Genomic DNA, 20,542 nt, shown 5'->3' with positions numbered 1-20,542 from the left:
AGAAGGGTATATTTTTAAGATTACGCTATATTTATAAGAAAATTGCAAAGATGATTGGGTTAAAAATTGTTTATCTGGTCAATATTCTTGTCGCTGGCTGGATTAGTATCACAAGTTTGTTCTTTCCAAGAAAAGCAGCATTGACGGTTTTCTCGAATGCGTATCAATATTCTGAAGTAATTCGGCTTGTTGGAAGTTTGTGGGGCGCCATTTTTATACTATCGATCTTGGGATTGTTCTATCCTAAGAAGATGGCTTTAGTATTGGTTTTTCAATTAATTTATAAAGGGTCTTGGTTGCTGTTTGTAGCTCTTCCTGCGTTAGTGCATAAAAAATCATATCCCGATGGAATGGCTATGTTTTTTGTCATTTGGTGTGTTGCATTACCTTTCGTGATTCCTTGGAAAGAGATTTTTGGTTAAAAATCACTGATTTCGATACTGATTAGGGGTCAATCCCGTCTGTTTTTTAAAGAATTTCGAGAAATGAGTGGGCTCATTAAACCCTAATTGATAGGCAATTTCTTTGACGGCAGTAGAAGATTTTGATAGTAGAGCCTGTGCTTCAATAATAATCTTATCCTGAATCCATCTATTGGCAGATTTGTCAGTTTTAGTTTTAATCACAGTAGAGAAGTAGGCTGGGTGTAACTGTTGTGCTTCTGCGAAAGCGGCAACCTGAAGATCACCATTTTTAAGAGCATCAGATCGAAAAACACTTTCTAGATCTTTTTTGAATTGATTGACAATTTGGCTATCTCTATCATAAGCTATTTTGAAAGAATTATCTTGTAACAAGAACTCCTTTACTTTAAGTAAGAATACCATAAAAAGAGAACTTACTATTTTATGGCGCAGTGCCGATTTTTTGTTTTGCTCAAACAAAATTTGCTCGGCAAGATGATGCAACTCTATGAAACGTTCTTCATCAAGAAAACATGGCGGTACCATTTCGGTTAATAAAAAGGAAAATTCTTCAAAGACTGCATTGTGAATATGCTCTTTCAAATATTCCTCTGATGAAGTAATAATAAAACCATGCACCACCTCTTCAATCCCAAAGGATTTTAAATGACCAGGATTAGTAAAATATAAAGTATTTGGTTTTGTATAGAATTTATGATCGTCTATTGTATAGTAACTTTTGCCTTGCTGTACTAATATAAAAGAAAAGTAATTGGCTCTAAATACTGGAGATTGTACAGGTTTATGATGGATCATTTCCATACGATGAATTGTAAAATCAGCATCTTGCTTAATAGTATTCCCGACCTTTTCATCTTTGTAGAGGTCAGCGAGTTTATCGTAAGCCTTTATGTTTGTACTACTTTTCATTGGTATAGCTAAAGATACAGTATTTTTAATACTATTTTTATTATGCGTGCATAATAAATTATTTCGTATTTTTGTACTCTAAAATATGGGGATATGTACATAAAAGATTTTGAAATTAGATGGAATGATATAGATGCCAATCGTCATTTGGCTAATAAGGCATATATAGAGCTGGCAGCACATACTCGAATGTCTTTTTTAAATGAACATGGTTTTGATAATAGTATACTGGGAAAATTTAATATTGGTCCGGTAGTATTTTATGAACATATCTATTATTTTAAAGAAGTTTTTTTAGGAAGGCCCATCAAAGTTTCTCTAGAACTTTCTGGTTTAAGTGAAGACGGCATGTTTTTTCAGTTCAGACATAATTTTTATGATTATAAAGGACGTAATTTTGCACATTGCGAAATGATGGGTGCATGGATAGATTTAAAGACCAGAAAATTAATTCCGCTTCCAAGTGAAATTATGAAGGATCTTGACAAGGTAGGTCGTCCCGAAGACTTCAAGGTGTTGACCAAAGAAGATACCAGAAAGTTTGCCAAGGTTCCTGTAGATTTAACTTAATTTTTTAGGTGTCTTTGTCACCAAATATACTCCTAGAAATACCAATAGGGCAGACACAACTTTTACTATACTTAAAGAATCTGCTCCCATAGCCATTGCAAAACTAATGGCTAGTAAAGGTTGTAAGTAAATAAATGCACCAATAGTCGAAGCTTTTAGTGTTTTTAATGCAAATACGTTTAATAAATAGGTAAAGAACGTAGTACCGATTACTACAAAAGCCATTACCCAGATAACATCTATTGGCAATGATGTCCATTGCACTTCATTAAATTCTGAAATCGTAAGCGGGAAATTAATAATCACACCAATAAGAAAAAACCATTTCATTAAGGTGATCGAATGATATTTTGCGGTTAAAGGTTTTACCAACACAAGATATAAAGCATACGAGGCTGCATTAATAATAAATAAAGTATTTCCCAAAGGGATATTAGGCGCATCCTGACGTAATTCTGCTCCAAAAAGAATAAGGCCCAAAGCTCCCGCGAACCCTAATAAAATACCTAAAGTTCTTAAAAAAGTGATTTTTTCCTTTATAAGAATGGCCGATAGTATAAATACCAGAATAGGAGAGACGGTAATCATTACCGAACTGTTAATAGGTGTCGATAATTGCAAACCTTTAAAAAACATGAGCATATTGATGACCATTCCAAAAATTGCACAAGCAATTATTCTTGGCCAATCCCTCTTTTCAATTTTTTGTTTGGGAGCCCAAATAGATGCTGCCCAAAATAAAATTGCCGCACCTACAACTCTCAACAAAATAAACCCGAAAGGTTTAATATAGGTTGGCATAACCCCTTTGGCAACAGTATGATTGATCGCATAGATCAAACTAGCTCCAAATGCGGCAAGTAATGCGGCAGTTCTTTTATCCATTGATAGCAGTATTTGCTGCTTCAACGACTTTTTTACTGTTACCTACAAAGATTAGATGGTCAACAATAATAACAGGACGTTTTAGAAATGTATAATGTTCCAGGATTAGATTTTTATACTCTTCTTCAGATAATTGTTTATTTTTTAGATCACGTTCTTTGTACAATCGGGCTCTTTTGCTAAATAATGCTTCGTAACTCCCGGCAAATTTTTGCATTTCTTCGATTTGTTCTGTGGTAATTGATTCGTTTTTAATGTCTTGCATTACAAATTCTGAAGAAGGATTCAATTCCTTGATAATTCGTTTACATGTATCGCAAGTGGATAGGTGATATATTTTTTTCATTAATTTCAATAGTTTTTATGTTCTAAAATTAATTTCGAGTTCCTTCTCCTTGGGGAGAAGGTTAGGATGAGGGGTGTCGATACGGAAGCCCTCACCTTAATCCTCTCCCAGAGGGAGAGGAAACACTATTGTGATTTTAAGTGTAAAAATCATCACAAAGGAAATTCATTTCAGAATTAAAACTCATATTTTTGGCTAAAAATTAAGAACCTCATGCAACATCCATTAGAAATCACTCGAACCAATCGCCGTTTACTCGAAAAAATCCTGAATAATTATTCATTAGAACAATTAAATACAGTACCAGATGGATTTAAGAATAATCTGATATGGAATATTGCTCATGTGATAGTTACGCAGCAACTATTGGTGTATAAATTAAGTGGATTACCTATGATAGTTGATGCAGAAATGGTAGAAAAATATAAAAAAGGCACAAAAACTGAAGGAGCAGTAACTCAAGAAGAGGTAGACAAGGTAAGATCGCTGCTTTTTTCTACTGTAGATCAAACCGAAAAGGATATTGAAGCAGATATTTTTAAAGGGTTTCAGGAATATCTAACCAGCACCGGTTTCGTATTAAAATCTGTTCAGGATGCTATGAATTTTAATAATTTTCATGAAGGAATTCATTTGGGCTATGTTTTGGCGCTTAAAAAGTCTATATAGACTAGTATATTAGAGAGTATTACTTTGCTAATTCCCCCTTTGAAGGGGGTAAGGGGGATGTAATCTTTAGGAAACACCCCTCTTTAATCTCCCCTCAAGGGGAGAATATAATTATGTTACAAAATTTCAAAAGCAAAAAACGAAGCCACTTCATCTTTATTCATCTTTATTTCAATTGCCCCTTCGGCGTAGGAGCTGATTTCATATGGATTGTAAAATAGAATGACTTCTTTTTCTGTAAAACCGATATTTTCGGGTAAACTAAATGTTTCATTTTCAAAAAAGAAACCCGTACTATTGATGGATTCGCTTTCTAAGATTTCATGTTTTGATCTGAACACTTTTTCTGCATGATGCACAAAACCCTTATAGTTTTTAAACAAATCTGTGTTTACTATTCGTTTGCCGGTTTTGGTATCAATATTAATATATGAAATGCCTCCATAGCCATGAGCTCCTCCAGTAAAAACATAAGAATCCATAACCACAGATATTAGACTTTCAGACTGAAAACCTAACTCACAATCAATTGTAGCTTCATAAGGAACGATTTCATCCGGAAACTCAGTACTAATTTTTTGATACGAATTATTAAATTCCTGCATGGCTTGTTTCATCGATCCTTCTGGTTGGTTTTCGCCTATATTTAAAACCGCACAAGCAACTTTTTCGATTTCCTTATTAATAGTTGAAGAGATTTGAGAATCATCAGTAACCTTCAATAAATTAATTTCTAAAGAAGCACAATCTATAGTGCTACAATCGAGCATTTGATCTACTGCAAAATTTTGCTTTTCAAAAGTGAAAGATTCCCTCTTTGTACAGCTCGATAAACCCATTAAAATTACTAGTACAACAACAATTTTTGAATAGGTGTTAGGTTTTGTGTTAATCATCTACTAAAGATATTCATTGAAATATGATTAAAACGAATTAAATCATACATTTGTTCAGTTTTTTAACATAAAAACGGGCAAGTTAATTTTTTCTTATTAAAGAAATTCCATTTGGTCATTAAAACAACAAAAAACAAATGAAATTTAATACCAAAACAATACATGGGGGACAAGAACATGATCCGGCTTATGGTGCAGTAATGCCCCCAATTTATCAAACATCAACTTATGCCCAAACAACACCCGGAGGTCACAAGGGGTTTGAATATAGCAGAACACACAATCCAACAAGAAAAGCATTAGAAAATTCATTGGCGAGTATCGAAAACGGAAGATTTGGATTAGCGTTTGGATCTGGATTAGCAGCAATCGATGCAGTCATCAAATTACTAAAGCCTGGTGATGAGGTAATTTCTACCAATGACCTATACGGGGGAACATATCGTTTGTTTACCAAGATTTTTGAAGATTTTGGGATCAAGTTTCACTTTATCGGGATGCAAAATGCAGATAAAGTAGCCGACTACGTAAATGAAAATACAAAATTGATCTGGGTTGAGACACCTACCAATCCCATGATGAATATTATTGATATTAAAGCTATCGCCGAGGTATCCAAAAAGCATAATGTACTTCTCGCTGTAGATAATACATTTGCTACTCCTTATTTACAGAGGCCATTGGATCTTGGAGCAGATATCGTAATGCACAGCGCTACAAAATATATCGGCGGGCATAGTGATCTCGTTATGGGAGCTTTAATTGTAAAAGATGAAGAAATTGCAGAGAAGCTATACTTCATTCAGAACGCAAGTGGTGCTGTTTGTGGGCCGCAAGATAGTTTCTTAGCCTTAAGAGGAATTAAAACCTTACACATTCGTATGCAACGTCACTGCGAAAATGGAGAAGCCATTGCAAAATACCTTAAAAACCACTCTAAAATCGAAAAGGTATACTGGCCAGGTTTTGAGGACCACCCTAATCACGATATTGCCAAAGCGCAAATGGATGGTTTTGGAGGAATGATCTCTTTCGTTACTAAAGGTAGTGACTATAATAGTGCCATTAAAATAGTAGAGAATTTAAAGATTTTTACCTTGGCAGAATCTCTTGGGGGTGTAGAAAGTCTTGCTGGCCATCCGGCAAGTATGACACATGCTTCTATCCCAAAAGAAGAACGAGAAAAAACAGGGGTTGTAGATTCTTTAATTAGATTAAGTGTGGGAATAGAAGATGTAGATGACTTAATTGCAGATTTAGAACAGGCAATAGGGTAATGTTATTAAATTAAAAAAAAGAGCACGGTTTTTTTAGGAATATCATATATTTGACACAATAAATCAACGTTTAGATAAGAATCTATTAATCCAATTAACATATGCAAGCAAAGATAGATGCATTTATGGAAGAAGTAAGAGCTCGTAACGCCCATGAGCCAGAGTTCTTACAAGCAGTACAAGAAGTTGCAGAAACTGTAATCCCGTACATTGCGACAAAAGAAATTTATAATGGGAAGAACATTCTGTTAAGAATGGTAGAACCAGAAAGAGCCATAATGTTTCGTGTACCTTGGGTAGATGATAAAGGAGAAATACATGTAAATAGAGGGTACAGAATCCAAATGAATTCTGCAATTGGGCCTTATAAAGGTGGACTACGTTTTCATCCTTCGGTTAACCTTAGTATACTAAAGTTCCTTGCTTTCGAACAAGTATTTAAAAATAGTTTAACCACACTTCCTATGGGAGGAGGTAAAGGAGGTTCTGATTTTGATCCAAAAGGAAAGTCTGATGATGAGATTATGCGTTTTTGCCATAGTTTTATGAGCGAATTGTATAGACATATAGGACCTAATACTGATATTCCTGCAGGAGATATAGGAGTAGGAGGTCGCGAGATCGGATTCTTATTCGGGATGTATCGCAAAATGCGAAATGAATTTACAGGAGTGTTAACCGGAAAAGGTATTACTTGGGGGGGATCACTTATTCGACCTGAAGCAACTGGATATGGTACTGTATATTTTGCAGAAAATATGCTAGAAACGAAAGGTGATTCTTTTGATGGTAAAGTGGTTGTGATCTCTGGTTCAGGAAACGTAGCACAATACGCTGCAGAAAAATCAATGCAAGAAGGAGCTAAAGTAGTTACATTGTCTGATTCATCTGGTTATGTGTATGACAAAGATGGGATCGATGCAGACAAACTAGCCTTTGTGATGGAGCTTAAAAATGAAAGAAGAGGCCGTATAAGTGAATATGTAAATAAATATCCATCGGCAGAGTTTCATAAAGGAAAAACGCCGTGGGAAGTAAAATGTGATATAGCTCTACCATGTGCAACTCAAAATGAATTGAATGGAGATGATGCTAAAATGTTGGTAGCCAATGGATGTATTTGTGTTAGTGAAGGGGCAAATATGCCTAGTACACATGAAGCTATTGCAGTATTTCATGAAGCAAAAATTTTCTTTGCACCAGGTAAAGCTTCTAATGCGGGTGGGGTTGCTACCTCTGGATTAGAAATGACACAAAACTCTTTGCGTTATAAATGGACCCGTGCTGAAGTTGATGAAAAGCTTAGACAAATCATGAAAGAAATACATTCTGCCTGCCTTGAGTATGGTACAGATAAGGATGGCTATGTTGATTATGTAAGAGGAGCAAATATTGCAGGTTTTGTAAAAGTTGCAGATGCAATGATTGCACAAGGAGTGATATAAAATACAATCGAATCGTAATAAATCAAAAGCCGTTTGAGTTTATCTCAAATGGCTTTAATTTTTCTTATGTATTTTTATAGTATAAATCTGTTGTGCATTTTGATTTTTTTAGATTAAAATTCGTCAATTCGAGTGCTTCGACCATTGGGAGAAGTGTATCGAGAATAGAATTTTATCTCAAAGCTATTTTCGATACAATTTTTCTTCGTTTCACTGTGAAAAACCACTCGAATTAATGCTTTTTTGATTTACAACTTCCAAAATACACAATAGGTAGCATAATTAATTTTTTATGAAGCAGATAGTTTATACACTTTTTTTAGTAATCCTAAGCTCATGTGGGAGTACTTATGTAGCCCATGATTACGATGAGCAACAAGATTTTTTGGTTTACAAAACCTATGCTTTTTTCTCCGAGATGGATTCTGGGCTTAGTGATTTTGATCAAAAACGACTATTAGCAGCAACCGAAACAGCACTGCAAGCCCAGGGATATACCAAATCCGAAACCCCGGATATCTATATAGATTTTAAAACCATTGTCAAAGAAGGATCTTCGCGTAATAGTATAGGTGTGGGAGTAGGCAGTGGTGGTGGAGGTGTTAATATTGGTATTGGAGGTGCTATTCCTATAGGAGGACCGCAAACCTTTTTAGAACTTACCACCGATTTTGTTGATGCAAAAAAAGGCCAATTGATATGGCAGGCGATTGCCGAAAAACGTTTTTATGTTAATGCTTCTCCAGATGGGCGTTCCAATTTCTTTCAAAAGATTATTGAAAAATCCTTAGCTAAATTTCCGCCTAAGAAAAAAGAATGATTATTAAATCTCCCGCAATAGTAATACACTCTTTACGATATGGTGAAGCAGACTTAATAATCACATTGTTTACTAAAACTAGTGGGTTAAGAACATATTTACAAAAAGGAATATTAAAATCTAAAAAAGGAAAAATACGTTCCTCGCTCTTTCAACCATTAATGCTTATAGAAATAGAAGCATATCATAAAAATAAAGGAGCATTAGAACGACTTAAAGAAGCTAGAGTATTAACGCATTATTCTTCGCTGCATACCGATGTGGTAAAAAATGCTTTGGTCTTTTTTATTTCAGATATTCTAAAAAATTCAATTCACGAGGAAGAAACCAATACAGACTTATTCGAGTATCTCGAAACTGCATTACTTTGGTTAGACTCACATGCTACTATTGGCAATTTTCATATTACATTTTTAATAAAACTAACGCAATACCTTGGTTTTTTCCCCGATATATCACAAATAGAACAGGATTATTTTAATATGCAGGATGGAGTTTTTCAGGCGTCCAGTAGCAATGTGCATTGTGTAAAGGGAGAGCATATATCTCGATTCAAAGAATTTTTGGGCACAACATTTGAGGGCAGTATGAGCATTAGGTTGTCCAAGAGTACACGAAGTGATGTTCTTGCTATGCTATTAGTATATTTTGAACTACATTTGCACGGTTTTAAGAAACCAAAATCACTTTCGGTTTTAAGCGAAATTTTTAATTAAGATAATGCGTTTATTTATTACATTTTTGTTGATTTTATGTTGTTTTGAATGTTCAAATGCGCAAGAAATTACCATTTTAAGTGGGACTTCTAACACTCCGATTCCTGAGGTAGTCATAGAAAATAAAGAAAAATCAAGAAAAGTAATAACCGATTTTGATGGCAAGGCCAATATTTCTGAATTCTCTGATAATGAAATATTATACTTCACTCATTCATTACATACACCTCTTACGCTTTCAAAATCTGATATACGTAATGCAAAAGATATAGTATTTCTCGAAGAAGATGAAAATTTACTTTCTGAAGTAGTTATTTCAGTTTCTAAATGGGAGCAGGATAAAAAAGATATTTCGCAAAAAATAGTGAGCATATCTTCAGAAGATATTGCAATGGCTACCCCACAAACATCTGCAGATTTATTACAAAGTAGCGGTCAGGTATTTATACAAAAAAGCCAGTTAGGAGGGGGGAGTCCTATAATTAGGGGGTTTTCTACCAACAGATTGTTACTTGCTGTAGATGGAGTACGTATGAATACTGCAATTTTTAGAGGAGGGAATGTGCAAAATGTATTATCTGTAGATCCTTTTACCATTGAAAGAACAGAAGTGATTCTAGGACCGGGATCGGTAGTTTATGGTAGTGATGCTGTCGGTGGTGTGATGAATTTTTATACCGCTCAGCCCAAGGTTGCAATAAGGGGTGAGAATAAATTTAGTGGTAATGCACTGGCGCGATATGCAAGTGCCAGTAATGAAATGACTGGTCATGTTGATTTTAATATTGGATTAGAAAAATGGGCATTTTTAACCAGTGTGAGCTACACCGATTTTGATGATCTAAAGATGGGGAGTCATGGTCCTGATGATTATTTACGTAATGAATATGTACAAACTGTAAACGGAGTAGATGTAGTAGTTCAAAATGAGGACCCCGAAGAGCAGGTTTTTACAGGATATGATCAAATAAATGTGTTGCAAAAGGTTCATTTTATGCCCAACGAAACTTGGGATTTTAATCTTGGTCTTATTTACACAACAACTTCAGATTATCCAAGATATGATCGTTTGATCAGGCGCAGAAATGGTAATCTAAGGTCTGCCGAGTGGTATTATGGCCCACAACAATGGTTTATGGGGAACTTGCAAGTTTCTCAGAAATCAAACAACAATCTTTATGATGAAATGAAGATTACTGCGGCCTATCAATTTTTTGAAGAAAGTAGAAATGATCGCAATTTTGAAAGTACTAGCTTAGAAAGAACGCAGGAACAAGTAGATGCCTATTCTTTGAACTTAGATTTTGAAAAGAAATTTACTAAGAAAACATCGCTCTACTATGGGTTAGAATACATTTTGAACAATGTATTTTCTGATGGTTCAGAACTTAATATCGAAACAGGAGAGCAAGTAAATGCACCCTCAAGATATCCAGATGGATCTACTTGGCAATCTATAGCGGCCTACGCAAGTGTTAAAAATAAGTTTAGCGAAGATCTTAGATTTCAGGGAGGACTGCGATATAATAGGATCATACTGTACTCAGAATTTGACAACGAGTTTTTTGACTTCCCTTTCGATGAAGCAAATATAGATACCGATGCCCTTACAGGAACAGCAGGACTAAGTTGGTTACCCAATGATATCCTGCAATGGAAATTAAACTTCTCTACGGCTTTTAGAGCCCCTAATATTGATGATGTTGGGAAGATTTTTGACTCAGAACCGGGTTCGGTAGTGGTACCAAATCCAGATTTAAAGCCAGAATATGCGTATAATGGAGAATTAGGACTTAGTGCAACCATCGGAAGCAATTTTTCTATTGATTTGGCAACATATTTTACCTATCTGGATAATGCATTAGTACGTAGAGACTTTGACCTTAATGGCGAAACTCAAATCGATTTTGGAGGAGAATTAAGTAACGTACAAGCTATACAAAATGCAGCAAGGGCCAGGATTTATGGTTTTGAAGCTGGAATTAAATATGAGTTTGCTAAGAATTTTAAATTTGTGTCCCAGTATACTTTTGTGGGAGGAGAAGAAGAATTAGATGATGGAGACACCACCCCATCAAGACATGTTTCTCCGCAATTTGGGAATACGCATCTTACATTTACATCAGACAAATGGGTTATTGATACCTTTGCGGTTTATAATGGTCAGTTTGATTTTGAAGACTTAGCGCCATCACAACTAAACAATGCATTTTTATATGCCCAAGATGAGAACGGAAATCCATATTCTCCATCATGGTATACGCTTAACTTAAGAACACAATATCAAATCACAACGAATCTGAAAGGGATATTTTCGGTTGAAAATATTACCGATCAGCGATATAGAGCCTATTCTTCTGGTGTAGCTGCAGCAGGAAGAAATTTTATTGCTTCGTTAAAGTATTCTTTTTAATTAGAATATAATACTTCAATATATAGTGGTTGAAGTTTTTTATTAATTGTTATTCTGGTAAAGATCAGAATTTATAAAATTCGTATTTCTGAAAAATAAATTGTTCATATTCGACATCGACGGTACACTTACAGATAGTGTACCCATGTATTTAATTTCGGTTACCAAGTCTTTACAAACTCTAGGGATTATTGATATTGATACCGATTATAATAACTATAAACATCATACCGATAGCTATGCGTTACGCTATAATTTTGAGCGTAATTTTAAGAAAGAGTTTCCGAGTAATTTGATAGATGATTTTGAAACCGATCTTGTACATCAAATGGGTAAATTTGAGCCCGTAAAAGAAATTAGAGGCGCTAAATCTTTGCTGGATATTTTTAGAGACCATCAAATTTCGTTTTGCTTTGCAACCGGTGCATTGCCAAAACCTGCGATGATAAAACTAGAGCAGTGTGATTTATGGTATGACGAAAGTATATTGGCGACCTCAAAAACACACGAATCCAGAGAAGGTTTTGTATTAGATGCTATAGAAAGAGCTAAAGCTTTTTATAATAAAGATCAATTTGATCAAATTATATCGGTTGGAGACGGGGTTTGGGATTTAAAAACCGCTCAGAATTTATCACTAGATTTTGTAGGAATTGGAACCAAGAATAAACAGAGACTTATTAATAACGGAGCAAAATCTTGTTTTGATGATTTGAACGAATTTAAACAAAGTTTGTTCTCATTCTAATTCACTCTTAACTTTTCTATCAAGGTTGTATCGAACTTCTTTTTAAGTTCGGTAATTTCTTTTACATTTTCGTTAGGTATTGCTATGGATAATACATAATGCTTAATTCTCCAACCTTTTGCTGTTTTTTGTAACACACCACTTCCGCGGCATATACCCATTTGGGTATCTAAAAGCTCATCAAACCAAGCAGTTTTAGCATCGTTTTCTGCAAAAATATTTCTTTCTAACGTAGAAAAACTCCAGGCTTTTCCTTTGTCAAAATAAGGTTTAGCGAATGCCTTAAAATCGGTATAATTCCAGTTTTCTGTAGGATCGGTACCAATAAAAATAGCATCATTTGTCATGAGACCAAAATAGGCTTCAAAATTAGCTTCAGCTGCAGCTTTATGCCATTTTTCAATCGTAGTATCGATGTCATTATTTTGTTGTGCAAAACAATAACTACAAAATAAAAGTAAAAAGGATAGAATTAGTCGTTGCATATGTTTAGTTATTTTTCCTCATCTTCTTGGTCCCTTAGTAGTTCTTTTTCAATATTTTCGGGGATTGCCAAAGACAATTCATTTAATTGAATAATCAAGCTGTTATAGGCTTTAATCAAGCGGCTATTGGCATTTAGAATATCTTCTGATTTGGTTTTTTTCTTCTCAGATAATTGAACGAGTAAGCCTGATTCTGTAGAAAGAACTGTAATACGGGAGTTGATGGTGTTTACATTTAAATCTTCTGAAAGATTTTCTTCAAAAGTACCAATAAGGACATCTACACTATCTGCATATTGGTTTGCATAAAAAGCATTCGCACTATGAAGAGAGTGCATAATATTTCTAAGATTCTGAAAATCTTCAAAACTTTCAAGGTCCTTTTCGGCTTGAGGTGATAGTTTTAAAAGCTCTAATTTAATTTTTTCTTTAGATAAGCTATCTAACTTTTCTTCCTTAATTTCTGGTTTCATCTCAGACGTATTTTCATTTTTACATCCAAAACAAATTGTTATAATTCCTAAAAGAAGAAGTAATCTCATCGTCGTTTTTTTACTAATAAAGACTCAAAAATAGGATAATTATGCCAATTAGATTTTTAAATTATTGATTTCACTCAAAAAATAAAAACCTCAGGTAGATTTCTACCTGAGGTTCAACAAATGCATAAGTATAGATTAAGCTACTTGGGTGGTAGTTTTTTTATGCAGCAATTAGGTTGTTTTTCTCAAAAAACAACCCTGTTTAGGCACAAATAATTCTGGCATTTGATAGTGAGCATAGTGGTTGAGTTTGTGGTTATACTATGTATGCATGGTAAACGTTAAGCGCTTGAAATAGTATTTTTTTTAATTAATCTTAACACTTTTTAAGGATATCTTATGCCTATGAAGAGCGTGATAAAGATCAAGTTTAAACCAAATGTGTTTTGAAATCACCACACCTGAACTGGTGTAAGGGTCTATTCGTAAGGAGTTCTGTAATTTTATTGAAATAATTCCTATATATTTAGAATTCAAAAACACAAATCATGGGCATACTTTCCTTTTTAGGCTTCACCTTACTTGTTGGTGTAATTTCTTATTTCGCTACCCGAAAAACAGATGAAAACACGTCAGATGGTTATTTTCTTGGAGGTAGAAGTCTTACCGGGGTTGTAATTGCAGGGTCATTATTACTAACAAACCTTTCAACAGAGCAAATAGTTGGGCTTAACGGTGCCGCATTTACCGAGGGTATTCTGGTTATGGCATGGGAAACTCTTGCAGCGATTGCTATGGTAATTACTGCTGTTTTTTTATTACCCCGATATCTAAAAGGTGGGATTACGACGGTTCCCCAGTTTTTAGAACGGCGATACGATACAACGACCAAAGCAATTACTTCTGGTTTGTTTCTTTCGGGTTATGTGGTGGTGTTCTTACCCATAGTTTTATATTCAGGATCATTAGCGATAAGTACGATGTTTGATGTTCCAGAATTGTTGGGAGTTTCTAAAACCATGTCTATCTGGATTTGTGTTTTCGGAATAGGAATAACCGGATCTATTTATGCCATTTTTGGAGGACTTAAAGCCGTTGCAGTTTCAGATACAATTAATGCAGTTGGATTACTTATAGGTGGGATTATGATTCCCATCTTTGGATTATTAGAAATAGGAGATGGAAATTTAGGTGAAGGACTAACCACCTTATTTAAAGATAACCCAGAGAAATTTAATTCTATAGGTTCAAGCGAAGCTTCTGTTCCGTTTACAACTATTTTTACAGGAATGATGTTGGTGCAATTATTTTATTGGGGGACCAATCAAGCGATTATACAAAGAGCATTGGGAGCTAAGAACTTAAAAGAAGGTCAGAAAGGATTGATTTTGGCGTCATTTATTAAGATTTTGGGGCCACTAATTGTTGTACTTCCGGGAGTTATCGCATTTCATATGTTTGGGGATACGTTGACTAATGCAGACGAAGCCTATCCAACTTTAGTGAGTAAAGTATTACCGTTATCATTGGTTGGTTTTTTTGCAGCCGTTCTTTTTGGGGCAATATTAAGTTCATTTAATAGTGCTTTAAATAGTTCTGTTACTTTATTCGGGATAGATATTTATAAAGAGTACATCAATAAAGAAGCTTCAGAACGTCAAACAGTAAAGGCAGGTAAACTATTCGGAATCGTACTGGCACTTTTGGCAATGGTTATTGCTCCTTTTATCGCTAACGCTCCCGATGGGCTATTTGGATATCTACAACAAGTAAATGGTTGTTATAGCATACCTATTCTAACGATTATTGTGGTAGGATATTTGACTAAAAATGTACCAGCAATAGCCGCAAAAGTTGCCATTATTTCAGGAGCACTTTTGTACTTGTTTTATGTGGTATTAGATAATGTTGTGATGCAAGATGGCTTTCCGCTTCATTTTTTACACGTAATGGCTATTCTCTTTATATTAAACATTATAATAATGCTTGTCATAGGAAAACTTTACCCAAGAGAACAAGCATACGAACAACAATATACCAAAGAAGTAGACATCACTCCTTGGAAGAGCGTAAAACTGGTCGGAGGCTTGATTTGTATTATTGTTGTGGGAATCTATATCTACTTTTCGTAAATAAAAGCACCTGAAGTAAAGCATTAACATTTTATAACATTTTTTAACTATTTCTGTGAACACCTGTTTTTATAGGTTAATGAGTTGATTTGTTGAAGTTTATTCGAAGTGTAGTATTTAAAGTTTAGCTAAAATCAAACTTTTTTACGATTTTAGTTCGATAAACACAAACTCATCAACTATGAAAAAAAATGTATTCCCCACGGTACTATGTGGTTTTCTTTTTGTGCTCACAACTTTAGCACAAGAGCAGCGACATGTTTTTAAAGGAGAAGGTTCAGGTACCTTCAAAGTTCAATTAACAGATCAAAATGTTTTATCCGAAAGTAAAGCGTTCACTCAAAAATCTGACGGGCTGGTATTACAAAAAAAGGCACAGGAAATACCTGAATTCGTTCTCAAACCCATAAAAATTAATCTAAAAAAGCCTAAACCCTTTATTTCGGCCTATACGGTTTGGCAAGGAAAGCAGCTTGATTACACAACAAGTAATCTTAGTTATCGCACCTCTAGAAATAGTAAATCCTGGTCGGATTGGAAACCAGCTGTTTTCGACGGTCATCAAGAACAAAGCAGTGAGCGAATTACTTCCAAAATGGAATTTCTAGATAAAAAAGTAAAGTATATTCAGTACAAAATTTCATTTGCCAATGAAACACGTTCTATCTCGATTTCGAATGTTCAACTGTTTCATTACAGTCCTGGAGAAACTCCTAAACATATCAAGAAACAGATAGAGGAAAATGCAAAACAAAAAGTAGCAAAGGCAGCATGTTCTAGACCATCGGTGGTGAGCAGAAGCCAATGGGGAGCTATTTCTAGAAATCCGGCTGCTACTTCTACGGTATCACATCTTATTGTACATCATGAATTTGGATCTAATACAAGTAGCGATTGGGCAGCCAGAGTGCGCTCAATTCAAAATTTTCATATTAATGGAAATGGATGGTCGGATATCGGATATAATTTTCTAGTAGATCCGAACGGAGTTATTTACGAAGGAAGAGCAGGAGGAGACAACGCTATAGGGGCACATTTTTGTGGCAGAAACCGAAATACCATGGGCGTATGTATGCTGGGAGATTATTCTTCGGTTACCCCAACGACAGCTACACAAACTGCATTAAAAAATTTATTGGCCTGGAAAGCAGATAAAGAAAGTATAAACCCCTTGGGATCTTCTTTTCATTATTCGGTAAACAGATCATTAACTCATATTGCCGGGCATCGTGATGCAGGCTGTTCTGCTTGTCCTGGTAATGGTGGATATGCTACTCTTGGTGGGATAAGAAGCGGTGTAGGCAGTTTGGTTGCTAATGGTTGTTCTGGTGGCACACCACCGCCTTCAGATACCACTCCGCCAACTACGTCTATAAGTGCTGTAGGAGGGAGTACTCAAACCGGAGATTTTACAGTGAATTTTTCTGATAGTGATAATATAGGAGTGACTAGAAAATATTATCAGGTGTTAGAAAGGCATAGTTCTAGTTATTTGGCGAACAGAAGAAACGGGTTTTTCAATGAAAACTTTGGTCAGGATTTTGGAGTATATGATCTAGGATCAGGAAATTGGAGTGTAACTAATGGAAGATTAAATCAATCCAATACCACCTCGGATAATACGTTATGGAGTTCATATTTAATTCAGGATTCGGGTTTACCATATTTATACGAATTTGCTGCAAAATTGACCTCTACTACTGGCCCTCGTAAGTTTGGGATTCATATCATGTCTTCTGAAGGTACGTTGAGCCAACGTGGTAATTCGTACCTCATATGGTTTAGTGGCGAAGATAATAAAGTGCGTATCTATGAAACCGTAAATAATGTACTTTACTTTAGAGCCATTGCCGATGTATCTTTAGATAATAACTGGGCAAAATATAGAGTGACCTATAGCCCTGCTTATGGGGTCATACAGATCTGGAAGAATAATGAATATCTGTTAAGTTGGACAGATAGTAGTCCAATATCCCAAGGAGTCGCGATTTCACTTCGAACGAATAAAACGGCTATAGAATTTGATGACTTCAAAGTATACAAGTTTAGAGGAACAAACAGTACATTGATAACTGCCGGAAATCTTAACAATAACAAAGATCTTAGAACATCTAACGGAAAGATTAAAAGTATGGTAAGAGATGATGCAGGAAACTGGTCTACACCAGGTAATCTTGACATCACCATGAATTTTTCAAGATCTTTTGCAAAAACCTTAAATAATAAATTAACACTGTATCCAAACGAGGTAAAAGACAGGGCGGTAGTTAAATGGCAGCAACCAGAATATGGAATTGTAAATATATCTGTTTTTGACATGCGGGGGAAACCGGTTGCCAAAATGCCAAAAGATTATATGGATAAGGGACAGAGTGAACTTGATATCACACCATTAATCGAGAAACTCTCTCAAGGCTTGTATCTCTTTAGGCTTTCTTCGGGATCCTATAGTGAAACCGTAAAAATGATGAAAAAGTAAGTTTTATGGTTTCAAAACGAATGTGTAGTATTCTAATATACCGCACATTTGTTTTTTTTAGATTTCTTAAAGATGATCGGGATAGTAAGTCTTAGTATAAAAAGAACTTTTTATCTCTCGATAATGATATCCAATCCATATCCCTATGATTAATCCGCTTCCTGCCAATATATCAAACCATACAGGATCTTGTGTTATACCCGAAAAAATGAGGTAGGTTATTTCTGCCAGGATAAAAAAACTAATTACCGATGGAATGGTTATCGTATAATTACGTCCAATGATTCTTGAAACCCATCCTGCAACTACAGCGGCCAAAAAAGTAAAGAATCCTCCAAAAACTATTGTGGATATAGAGGAGTGAGAATTAATACCATTAAATAGCACTTCTTGCGCAATTGTAGTACATAAAATCAATGCAATTTCACCTAAAATAATCGCCAGGATAGCAAACAGTATTTGTTTTATAATCATCATATTTATAGTGTTTAGTATAAAGCAATTTTTGTTTCTTTTGCACCTAGTGAAGCTAGGTATTTGGTTACTTCATTAGCATTAGTACCTCCTTTTTTTGCATGATGCAATAAGGTAAAACCATGTGGTCCTTTTGCATGAAGCGCACTAGGAAAAAGATCCAACATAGGTTTTATAATATCAATTCTGCCAAAAAGAGCTGCGGTGAATATATTGGCTTGTGCCCCTTTATCGATAAGATATTGGGCTAATTCTAAATGTCCTACATGACTTGCAGCTCCTAAGGCAGTTTCGAAATCTCCATGTTTCCAGTCGTGTGCGGCATTAAGAAGCGTTGGGTGTTCTTCTAAAAGTTCTTTTACTTTTTCGAATTTACCATGTCCCGCGCTTACAAATTCTGCAACCACTTTTTTATCCAATTGTGGACCATCTTGTGTTCGATTAGCAAATACCGAGTATGGCGATAAGGCAAAAAAACCAGTAGTTGCCATACTCGTTGTTAAAAATTGCTTTCTATTCATGATGTTCGTTTTTTGATTGATGATTTGATTGATTGACTTTTACTTTTTTAACGACAATTTGAGAATGCATACCTCATATAATTTTTCTTCCGGAAATAAGGAGCCATCATCATTAAAGCTTCCAAATTGTGCATTTGCTACATAATAGAGCATATCGTTTACTAATTCTCCGGTAGTAGGATTATTCATCATGGGATGATTTATTTCTAATGGTTTGGCTTCCGTAATTTTTGAACCCGATTCATCCAACATAAAACGCTGCACTGTATTAATATCAGGTTGAATTCCTATAAGAGAATTTTTATAAAAATAAAGACCATCTATACTTTCTTTGCGGGCAATCTTTACATGTTCAGGAACAGGTATCATTTTAGTATTTTTATTTGATAAATTCATCACAGATATCCCTTCAGAATGAGCGATATAAAGCTTGGATTCATCATCTGATAATGTTAGTCCATTCGGGTACTTAATAGTATCTGGCAGCTCAACTTTTTCTAACTGATCTTTATCAGGAGTAATTTTGTATAGCGAATGTCCTGAAAACATATGGGTGGCGTACACATTTCCGTCATTAAGGATAACCAGATCATTAAAAAAATGTACCTCACCCAGAGTGTCTAAAACATATTTTTTGATGAGAGCACCAGTATCTAAATTGAACTTGAATATACCGGCTGGCCGACCTTCTTTATCATCTTTGCGAGTGTACCCCTCTAAATTATCACCGCCAGAGCTACATACCCATAAAATACGCCGTTTAGCGTCGATCTTAATCCCTATGATCATCCACAATCCTTCTTGTTTCGAAGAAATAAAATCGTTGTGTGAACCGTCTTTTGAAATCTTGATGACCTTGCCTTTTCGTGTACTCCCTATATAGAATTCGTTTTTGATTGAATCGTATGCAATACTTTCCGGAAGCAGATCTTTTTCGGGAATTGTAAATGCGATATGACTAGTATTTAAATTTTGGGCATGTACATTAAAAATGAAGCCAATAGTAAATAAAACAATGATTACAAAAGACGGGTTTGATTGCATTTTGATACATTTAGGATCATTTAAATGTAGTTAACAATACCATGAACAGAGCAATTTTTACATCAACCCGAAGAAGTATTCTGTATATGGATACATTATTTATGTTAACTTCTAAATAGTGATTTAGCATAAGTTATATAGGATTAGACATAAAAAAATAGAAATTTGCATACAAGGTGACCACAACCGATAAAAGGAGCATAATTACTTATCTTTAACCGCCTTGAAATCTCCATTATTTTGACCTTGTTTTATCCATTTGCCATTTGCTAATGTTTCGGTTAACCAATGTATAGTGGTGTCTGAAGTTGGGGTAAAAGTTTCTCTATACTTTCGTGTCCATCCCTTTAGTTGAGGATTGGGTATATCTGGATAGTCTTTAGCATAATAAACGGTGTACACACGTTGCACTTTATCCTTTCCCAGGGAGTTATACTCCCCTTCAAAAAGTAATTCATTTTTAATTTGGTATTCTAACCAAACTATCTTTTGTGTATTTGGATTATAAGTGATCATTCCTTCAGAAAAAACAGTGTTTTCTTGATCAGAAAATATACCGGTTTTGGACCAAATTACTTTTCGATCTGCTCCCCATTCAAAAGATATTACCTTAAAGTCAATCATCTTGGGATTTTTTTGCACCATAATATCGTTAGCGGTGGGGCCCCAATTTCCGATATAATAAGATAATAATTCGAGTGGATTCTCTTGTGCTTGCGCTTGTATATCAGATACCGAAGCAATGGTGAATGCAACGACCTGAAGAAAAAATACAATGGGTTTCATATTATTTTTTTAAGTTCCAA

General features: G+C 35.0%; 21 protein-coding genes. 11 read left to right on the top strand and 10 right to left on the bottom strand.

Features of this window, described 5'->3' with window-relative positions; translation table 11 throughout:
- Positions 1–50 precede the first annotated feature (50 nt).
- On the top strand, positions 51–422 hold the full coding sequence (locus ABW637_RS02040) for a hypothetical protein (RefSeq protein WP_367582963.1): 372 nt from the start codon (positions 51–53) through the stop codon (positions 420–422).
- Positions 423–425: 3 nt separating this feature from the next.
- On the opposite strand, the gene ABW637_RS02035 is transcribed toward ABW637_RS02040, so the two are convergent.
- Positions 426–1,334 (bottom strand): helix-turn-helix domain-containing protein, encoded by a 909-nt coding sequence (locus tag ABW637_RS02035; protein WP_367582962.1) that lies wholly within the window; start codon positions 1,332–1,334, stop codon positions 426–428.
- Positions 1,335–1,427: 93 nt separating this feature from the next.
- Here ABW637_RS02035 and ABW637_RS02030 point away from each other — a divergent pair, with 93 nt between their 5' ends.
- Complete coding sequence (locus tag ABW637_RS02030; protein WP_367582961.1) at positions 1,428–1,904, top strand: acyl-CoA thioesterase; 477 nt, start codon at positions 1,428–1,430, stop codon at positions 1,902–1,904.
- Here ABW637_RS02030 and ABW637_RS02025 read toward each other — a convergent pair.
- Entirely contained in the window at positions 1,896–2,789 is an 894-nt protein-coding gene (locus ABW637_RS02025) for a DMT family transporter (RefSeq protein WP_367582960.1), read from the bottom strand. The genes ABW637_RS02030 and ABW637_RS02025 overlap by 9 nt on opposite strands.
- Positions 2,782–3,135, bottom strand: a complete 354-nt coding sequence (locus tag ABW637_RS02020) for an arsenate reductase family protein (RefSeq protein WP_367582959.1) — start codon at positions 3,133–3,135, stop codon at positions 2,782–2,784. The genes ABW637_RS02025 and ABW637_RS02020 overlap by 8 nt, the downstream gene beginning before the upstream one ends.
- A gap of 213 nt (positions 3,136–3,348) precedes the next feature.
- Between ABW637_RS02020 and ABW637_RS02015 the strand changes: the two genes are divergently transcribed.
- Positions 3,349–3,804: a DinB family protein gene (locus tag ABW637_RS02015; RefSeq protein ID WP_367582958.1), complete on the top strand. Its 456-nt coding sequence runs from the start codon at positions 3,349–3,351 to the stop codon at positions 3,802–3,804.
- 116 nt (positions 3,805–3,920) lie between these two features.
- On the opposite strand, the gene ABW637_RS02010 is transcribed toward ABW637_RS02015, so the two are convergent.
- A complete protein-coding gene (locus ABW637_RS02010; RefSeq protein WP_367582957.1) occupies positions 3,921–4,700 on the bottom strand; it encodes a DUF3298 and DUF4163 domain-containing protein in 780 nt (259 codons plus the stop codon).
- Positions 4,701–4,837: 137 nt separating this feature from the next.
- Here ABW637_RS02010 and ABW637_RS02005 point away from each other — a divergent pair, with 137 nt between their 5' ends.
- The 6 genes from ABW637_RS02005 to ABW637_RS01980 all read left to right on the top strand — a co-directional run bounded on the left by ABW637_RS02005 (position 4,838) and on the right by ABW637_RS01980 (position 12,119).
- Entirely contained in the window at positions 4,838–5,977 is a 1,140-nt protein-coding gene (locus ABW637_RS02005) for a cystathionine gamma-synthase (protein WP_367582956.1), read from the top strand.
- Positions 5,978–6,078: 101 nt separating this feature from the next.
- A complete protein-coding gene (gene gdhA, locus ABW637_RS02000; RefSeq protein WP_367582955.1) occupies positions 6,079–7,422 on the top strand; it encodes an NADP-specific glutamate dehydrogenase in 1,344 nt (447 codons plus the stop codon).
- A gap of 292 nt (positions 7,423–7,714) precedes the next feature.
- Complete coding sequence (locus tag ABW637_RS01995) at positions 7,715–8,242, top strand: DUF4136 domain-containing protein (RefSeq protein WP_367582954.1); 528 nt, start codon at positions 7,715–7,717, stop codon at positions 8,240–8,242.
- Positions 8,239–8,958 (top strand): DNA repair protein RecO, encoded by a 720-nt coding sequence (gene recO / locus ABW637_RS01990; protein WP_367582953.1) that lies wholly within the window; start codon positions 8,239–8,241, stop codon positions 8,956–8,958. The genes ABW637_RS01995 and recO overlap by 4 nt, the downstream gene beginning before the upstream one ends.
- A gap of 4 nt (positions 8,959–8,962) precedes the next feature.
- Positions 8,963–11,371, top strand: coding sequence for a TonB-dependent receptor plug domain-containing protein (locus tag ABW637_RS01985; protein ID WP_367582952.1), 2,409 nt, complete (start codon positions 8,963–8,965; stop codon positions 11,369–11,371).
- A gap of 100 nt (positions 11,372–11,471) precedes the next feature.
- Positions 11,472–12,119: an HAD family hydrolase gene (locus ABW637_RS01980; protein WP_367582951.1), complete on the top strand. Its 648-nt coding sequence runs from the start codon at positions 11,472–11,474 to the stop codon at positions 12,117–12,119.
- On the opposite strand, the gene ABW637_RS01975 is transcribed toward ABW637_RS01980, so the two are convergent.
- A complete protein-coding gene (locus ABW637_RS01975; protein ID WP_367582950.1) occupies positions 12,116–12,604 on the bottom strand; it encodes a nuclear transport factor 2 family protein in 489 nt (162 codons plus the stop codon). The two genes, ABW637_RS01980 and ABW637_RS01975, sit on opposite strands and share 4 nt — an antisense overlap.
- A gap of 8 nt (positions 12,605–12,612) precedes the next feature.
- Complete coding sequence (locus tag ABW637_RS01970; protein ID WP_367582949.1) at positions 12,613–13,146, bottom strand: hypothetical protein; 534 nt, start codon at positions 13,144–13,146, stop codon at positions 12,613–12,615.
- A gap of 488 nt (positions 13,147–13,634) precedes the next feature.
- Here ABW637_RS01970 and ABW637_RS01965 point away from each other — a divergent pair, with 488 nt between their 5' ends.
- Positions 13,635–15,218 (top strand): solute:sodium symporter family transporter, encoded by a 1,584-nt coding sequence (locus tag ABW637_RS01965; RefSeq protein ID WP_367582948.1) that lies wholly within the window; start codon positions 13,635–13,637, stop codon positions 15,216–15,218.
- 181 nt (positions 15,219–15,399) lie between these two features.
- A complete protein-coding gene (locus tag ABW637_RS01960; RefSeq protein ID WP_367582947.1) occupies positions 15,400–17,697 on the top strand; it encodes an N-acetylmuramoyl-L-alanine amidase in 2,298 nt (765 codons plus the stop codon).
- 66 nt (positions 17,698–17,763) lie between these two features.
- Here ABW637_RS01960 and ABW637_RS01955 read toward each other — a convergent pair whose 3' ends face one another.
- The 4 genes from ABW637_RS01955 to ABW637_RS01940 form a co-directional block, all read right to left on the bottom strand.
- On the bottom strand, positions 17,764–18,174 hold the full coding sequence (locus tag ABW637_RS01955; RefSeq protein ID WP_367582946.1) for a hypothetical protein: 411 nt from the start codon (positions 18,172–18,174) through the stop codon (positions 17,764–17,766).
- An 11-nt stretch (positions 18,175–18,185) separates the two neighbouring features.
- Positions 18,186–18,692: an ankyrin repeat domain-containing protein gene (locus ABW637_RS01950; protein ID WP_367582945.1), complete on the bottom strand. Its 507-nt coding sequence runs from the start codon at positions 18,690–18,692 to the stop codon at positions 18,186–18,188.
- A 39-nt stretch (positions 18,693–18,731) separates the two neighbouring features.
- A complete protein-coding gene (locus ABW637_RS01945; protein WP_367582944.1) occupies positions 18,732–19,736 on the bottom strand; it encodes an SMP-30/gluconolactonase/LRE family protein in 1,005 nt (334 codons plus the stop codon).
- Positions 19,737–19,940: 204 nt separating this feature from the next.
- The gene (locus tag ABW637_RS01940; protein WP_367582943.1) at positions 19,941–20,522 is read right to left on the bottom strand and encodes a hypothetical protein; all 582 of its coding nucleotides are present in this window, start codon (positions 20,520–20,522) and stop codon (positions 19,941–19,943) included.
- Between the last annotated feature and the right edge of the window lie 20 nt (positions 20,523–20,542).

This window comes from Aquimarina penaris (genome assembly GCF_040786285.1).
In the GTDB taxonomy this organism is placed as follows: Bacteria; Bacteroidota; Bacteroidia; order Flavobacteriales; family Flavobacteriaceae; genus Aquimarina.
The sequence above is the reverse complement of the archived record's forward strand: the minus strand, read 5'-3'. Positions and strand labels throughout refer to the sequence as shown.

Excerpts from the sequence above, each read along its gene's own strand:
- ABW637_RS02040 (WP_367582963.1), top strand. The coding sequence starts at position 51 with ATGATTGGGTTAAAAATTGTTTATCTGGTCAATATTCTTGTCGCTGGC.
- ABW637_RS02035 (WP_367582962.1), bottom strand. The coding sequence starts at position 1,334 with ATGAAAAGTAGTACAAACATAAAGGCTTACGATAAACTCGCTGACCTC.
- ABW637_RS02030 (WP_367582961.1), top strand. The coding sequence starts at position 1,428 with ATGTACATAAAAGATTTTGAAATTAGATGGAATGATATAGATGCCAAT.
- ABW637_RS02025 (WP_367582960.1), bottom strand. The coding sequence starts at position 2,789 with ATGGATAAAAGAACTGCCGCATTACTTGCCGCATTTGGAGCTAGTTTG.
- ABW637_RS02020 (WP_367582959.1), bottom strand. The coding sequence starts at position 3,135 with ATGAAAAAAATATATCACCTATCCACTTGCGATACATGTAAACGAATT.
- ABW637_RS02015 (WP_367582958.1), top strand. The coding sequence starts at position 3,349 with ATGCAACATCCATTAGAAATCACTCGAACCAATCGCCGTTTACTCGAA.
- ABW637_RS02010 (WP_367582957.1), bottom strand. The coding sequence starts at position 4,700 with ATGATTAACACAAAACCTAACACCTATTCAAAAATTGTTGTTGTACTA.
- ABW637_RS02005 (WP_367582956.1), top strand. The coding sequence starts at position 4,838 with ATGAAATTTAATACCAAAACAATACATGGGGGACAAGAACATGATCCG.
- gdhA (WP_367582955.1), top strand. The coding sequence starts at position 6,079 with ATGCAAGCAAAGATAGATGCATTTATGGAAGAAGTAAGAGCTCGTAAC.
- ABW637_RS01995 (WP_367582954.1), top strand. The coding sequence starts at position 7,715 with ATGAAGCAGATAGTTTATACACTTTTTTTAGTAATCCTAAGCTCATGT.
- recO (WP_367582953.1), top strand. The coding sequence starts at position 8,239 with ATGATTATTAAATCTCCCGCAATAGTAATACACTCTTTACGATATGGT.
- ABW637_RS01985 (WP_367582952.1), top strand. The coding sequence starts at position 8,963 with ATGCGTTTATTTATTACATTTTTGTTGATTTTATGTTGTTTTGAATGT.
- ABW637_RS01975 (WP_367582950.1), bottom strand. The coding sequence starts at position 12,604 with ATGCAACGACTAATTCTATCCTTTTTACTTTTATTTTGTAGTTATTGT.
- ABW637_RS01970 (WP_367582949.1), bottom strand. The coding sequence starts at position 13,146 with ATGAGATTACTTCTTCTTTTAGGAATTATAACAATTTGTTTTGGATGT.
- ABW637_RS01965 (WP_367582948.1), top strand. The coding sequence starts at position 13,635 with ATGGGCATACTTTCCTTTTTAGGCTTCACCTTACTTGTTGGTGTAATT.
- ABW637_RS01960 (WP_367582947.1), top strand. The coding sequence starts at position 15,400 with ATGAAAAAAAATGTATTCCCCACGGTACTATGTGGTTTTCTTTTTGTG.
- ABW637_RS01955 (WP_367582946.1), bottom strand. The coding sequence starts at position 18,174 with ATGATGATTATAAAACAAATACTGTTTGCTATCCTGGCGATTATTTTA.
- ABW637_RS01950 (WP_367582945.1), bottom strand. The coding sequence starts at position 18,692 with ATGAATAGAAAGCAATTTTTAACAACGAGTATGGCAACTACTGGTTTT.
- ABW637_RS01945 (WP_367582944.1), bottom strand. The coding sequence starts at position 19,736 with ATGCAATCAAACCCGTCTTTTGTAATCATTGTTTTATTTACTATTGGC.
- ABW637_RS01940 (WP_367582943.1), bottom strand. The coding sequence starts at position 20,522 with ATGAAACCCATTGTATTTTTTCTTCAGGTCGTTGCATTCACCATTGCT.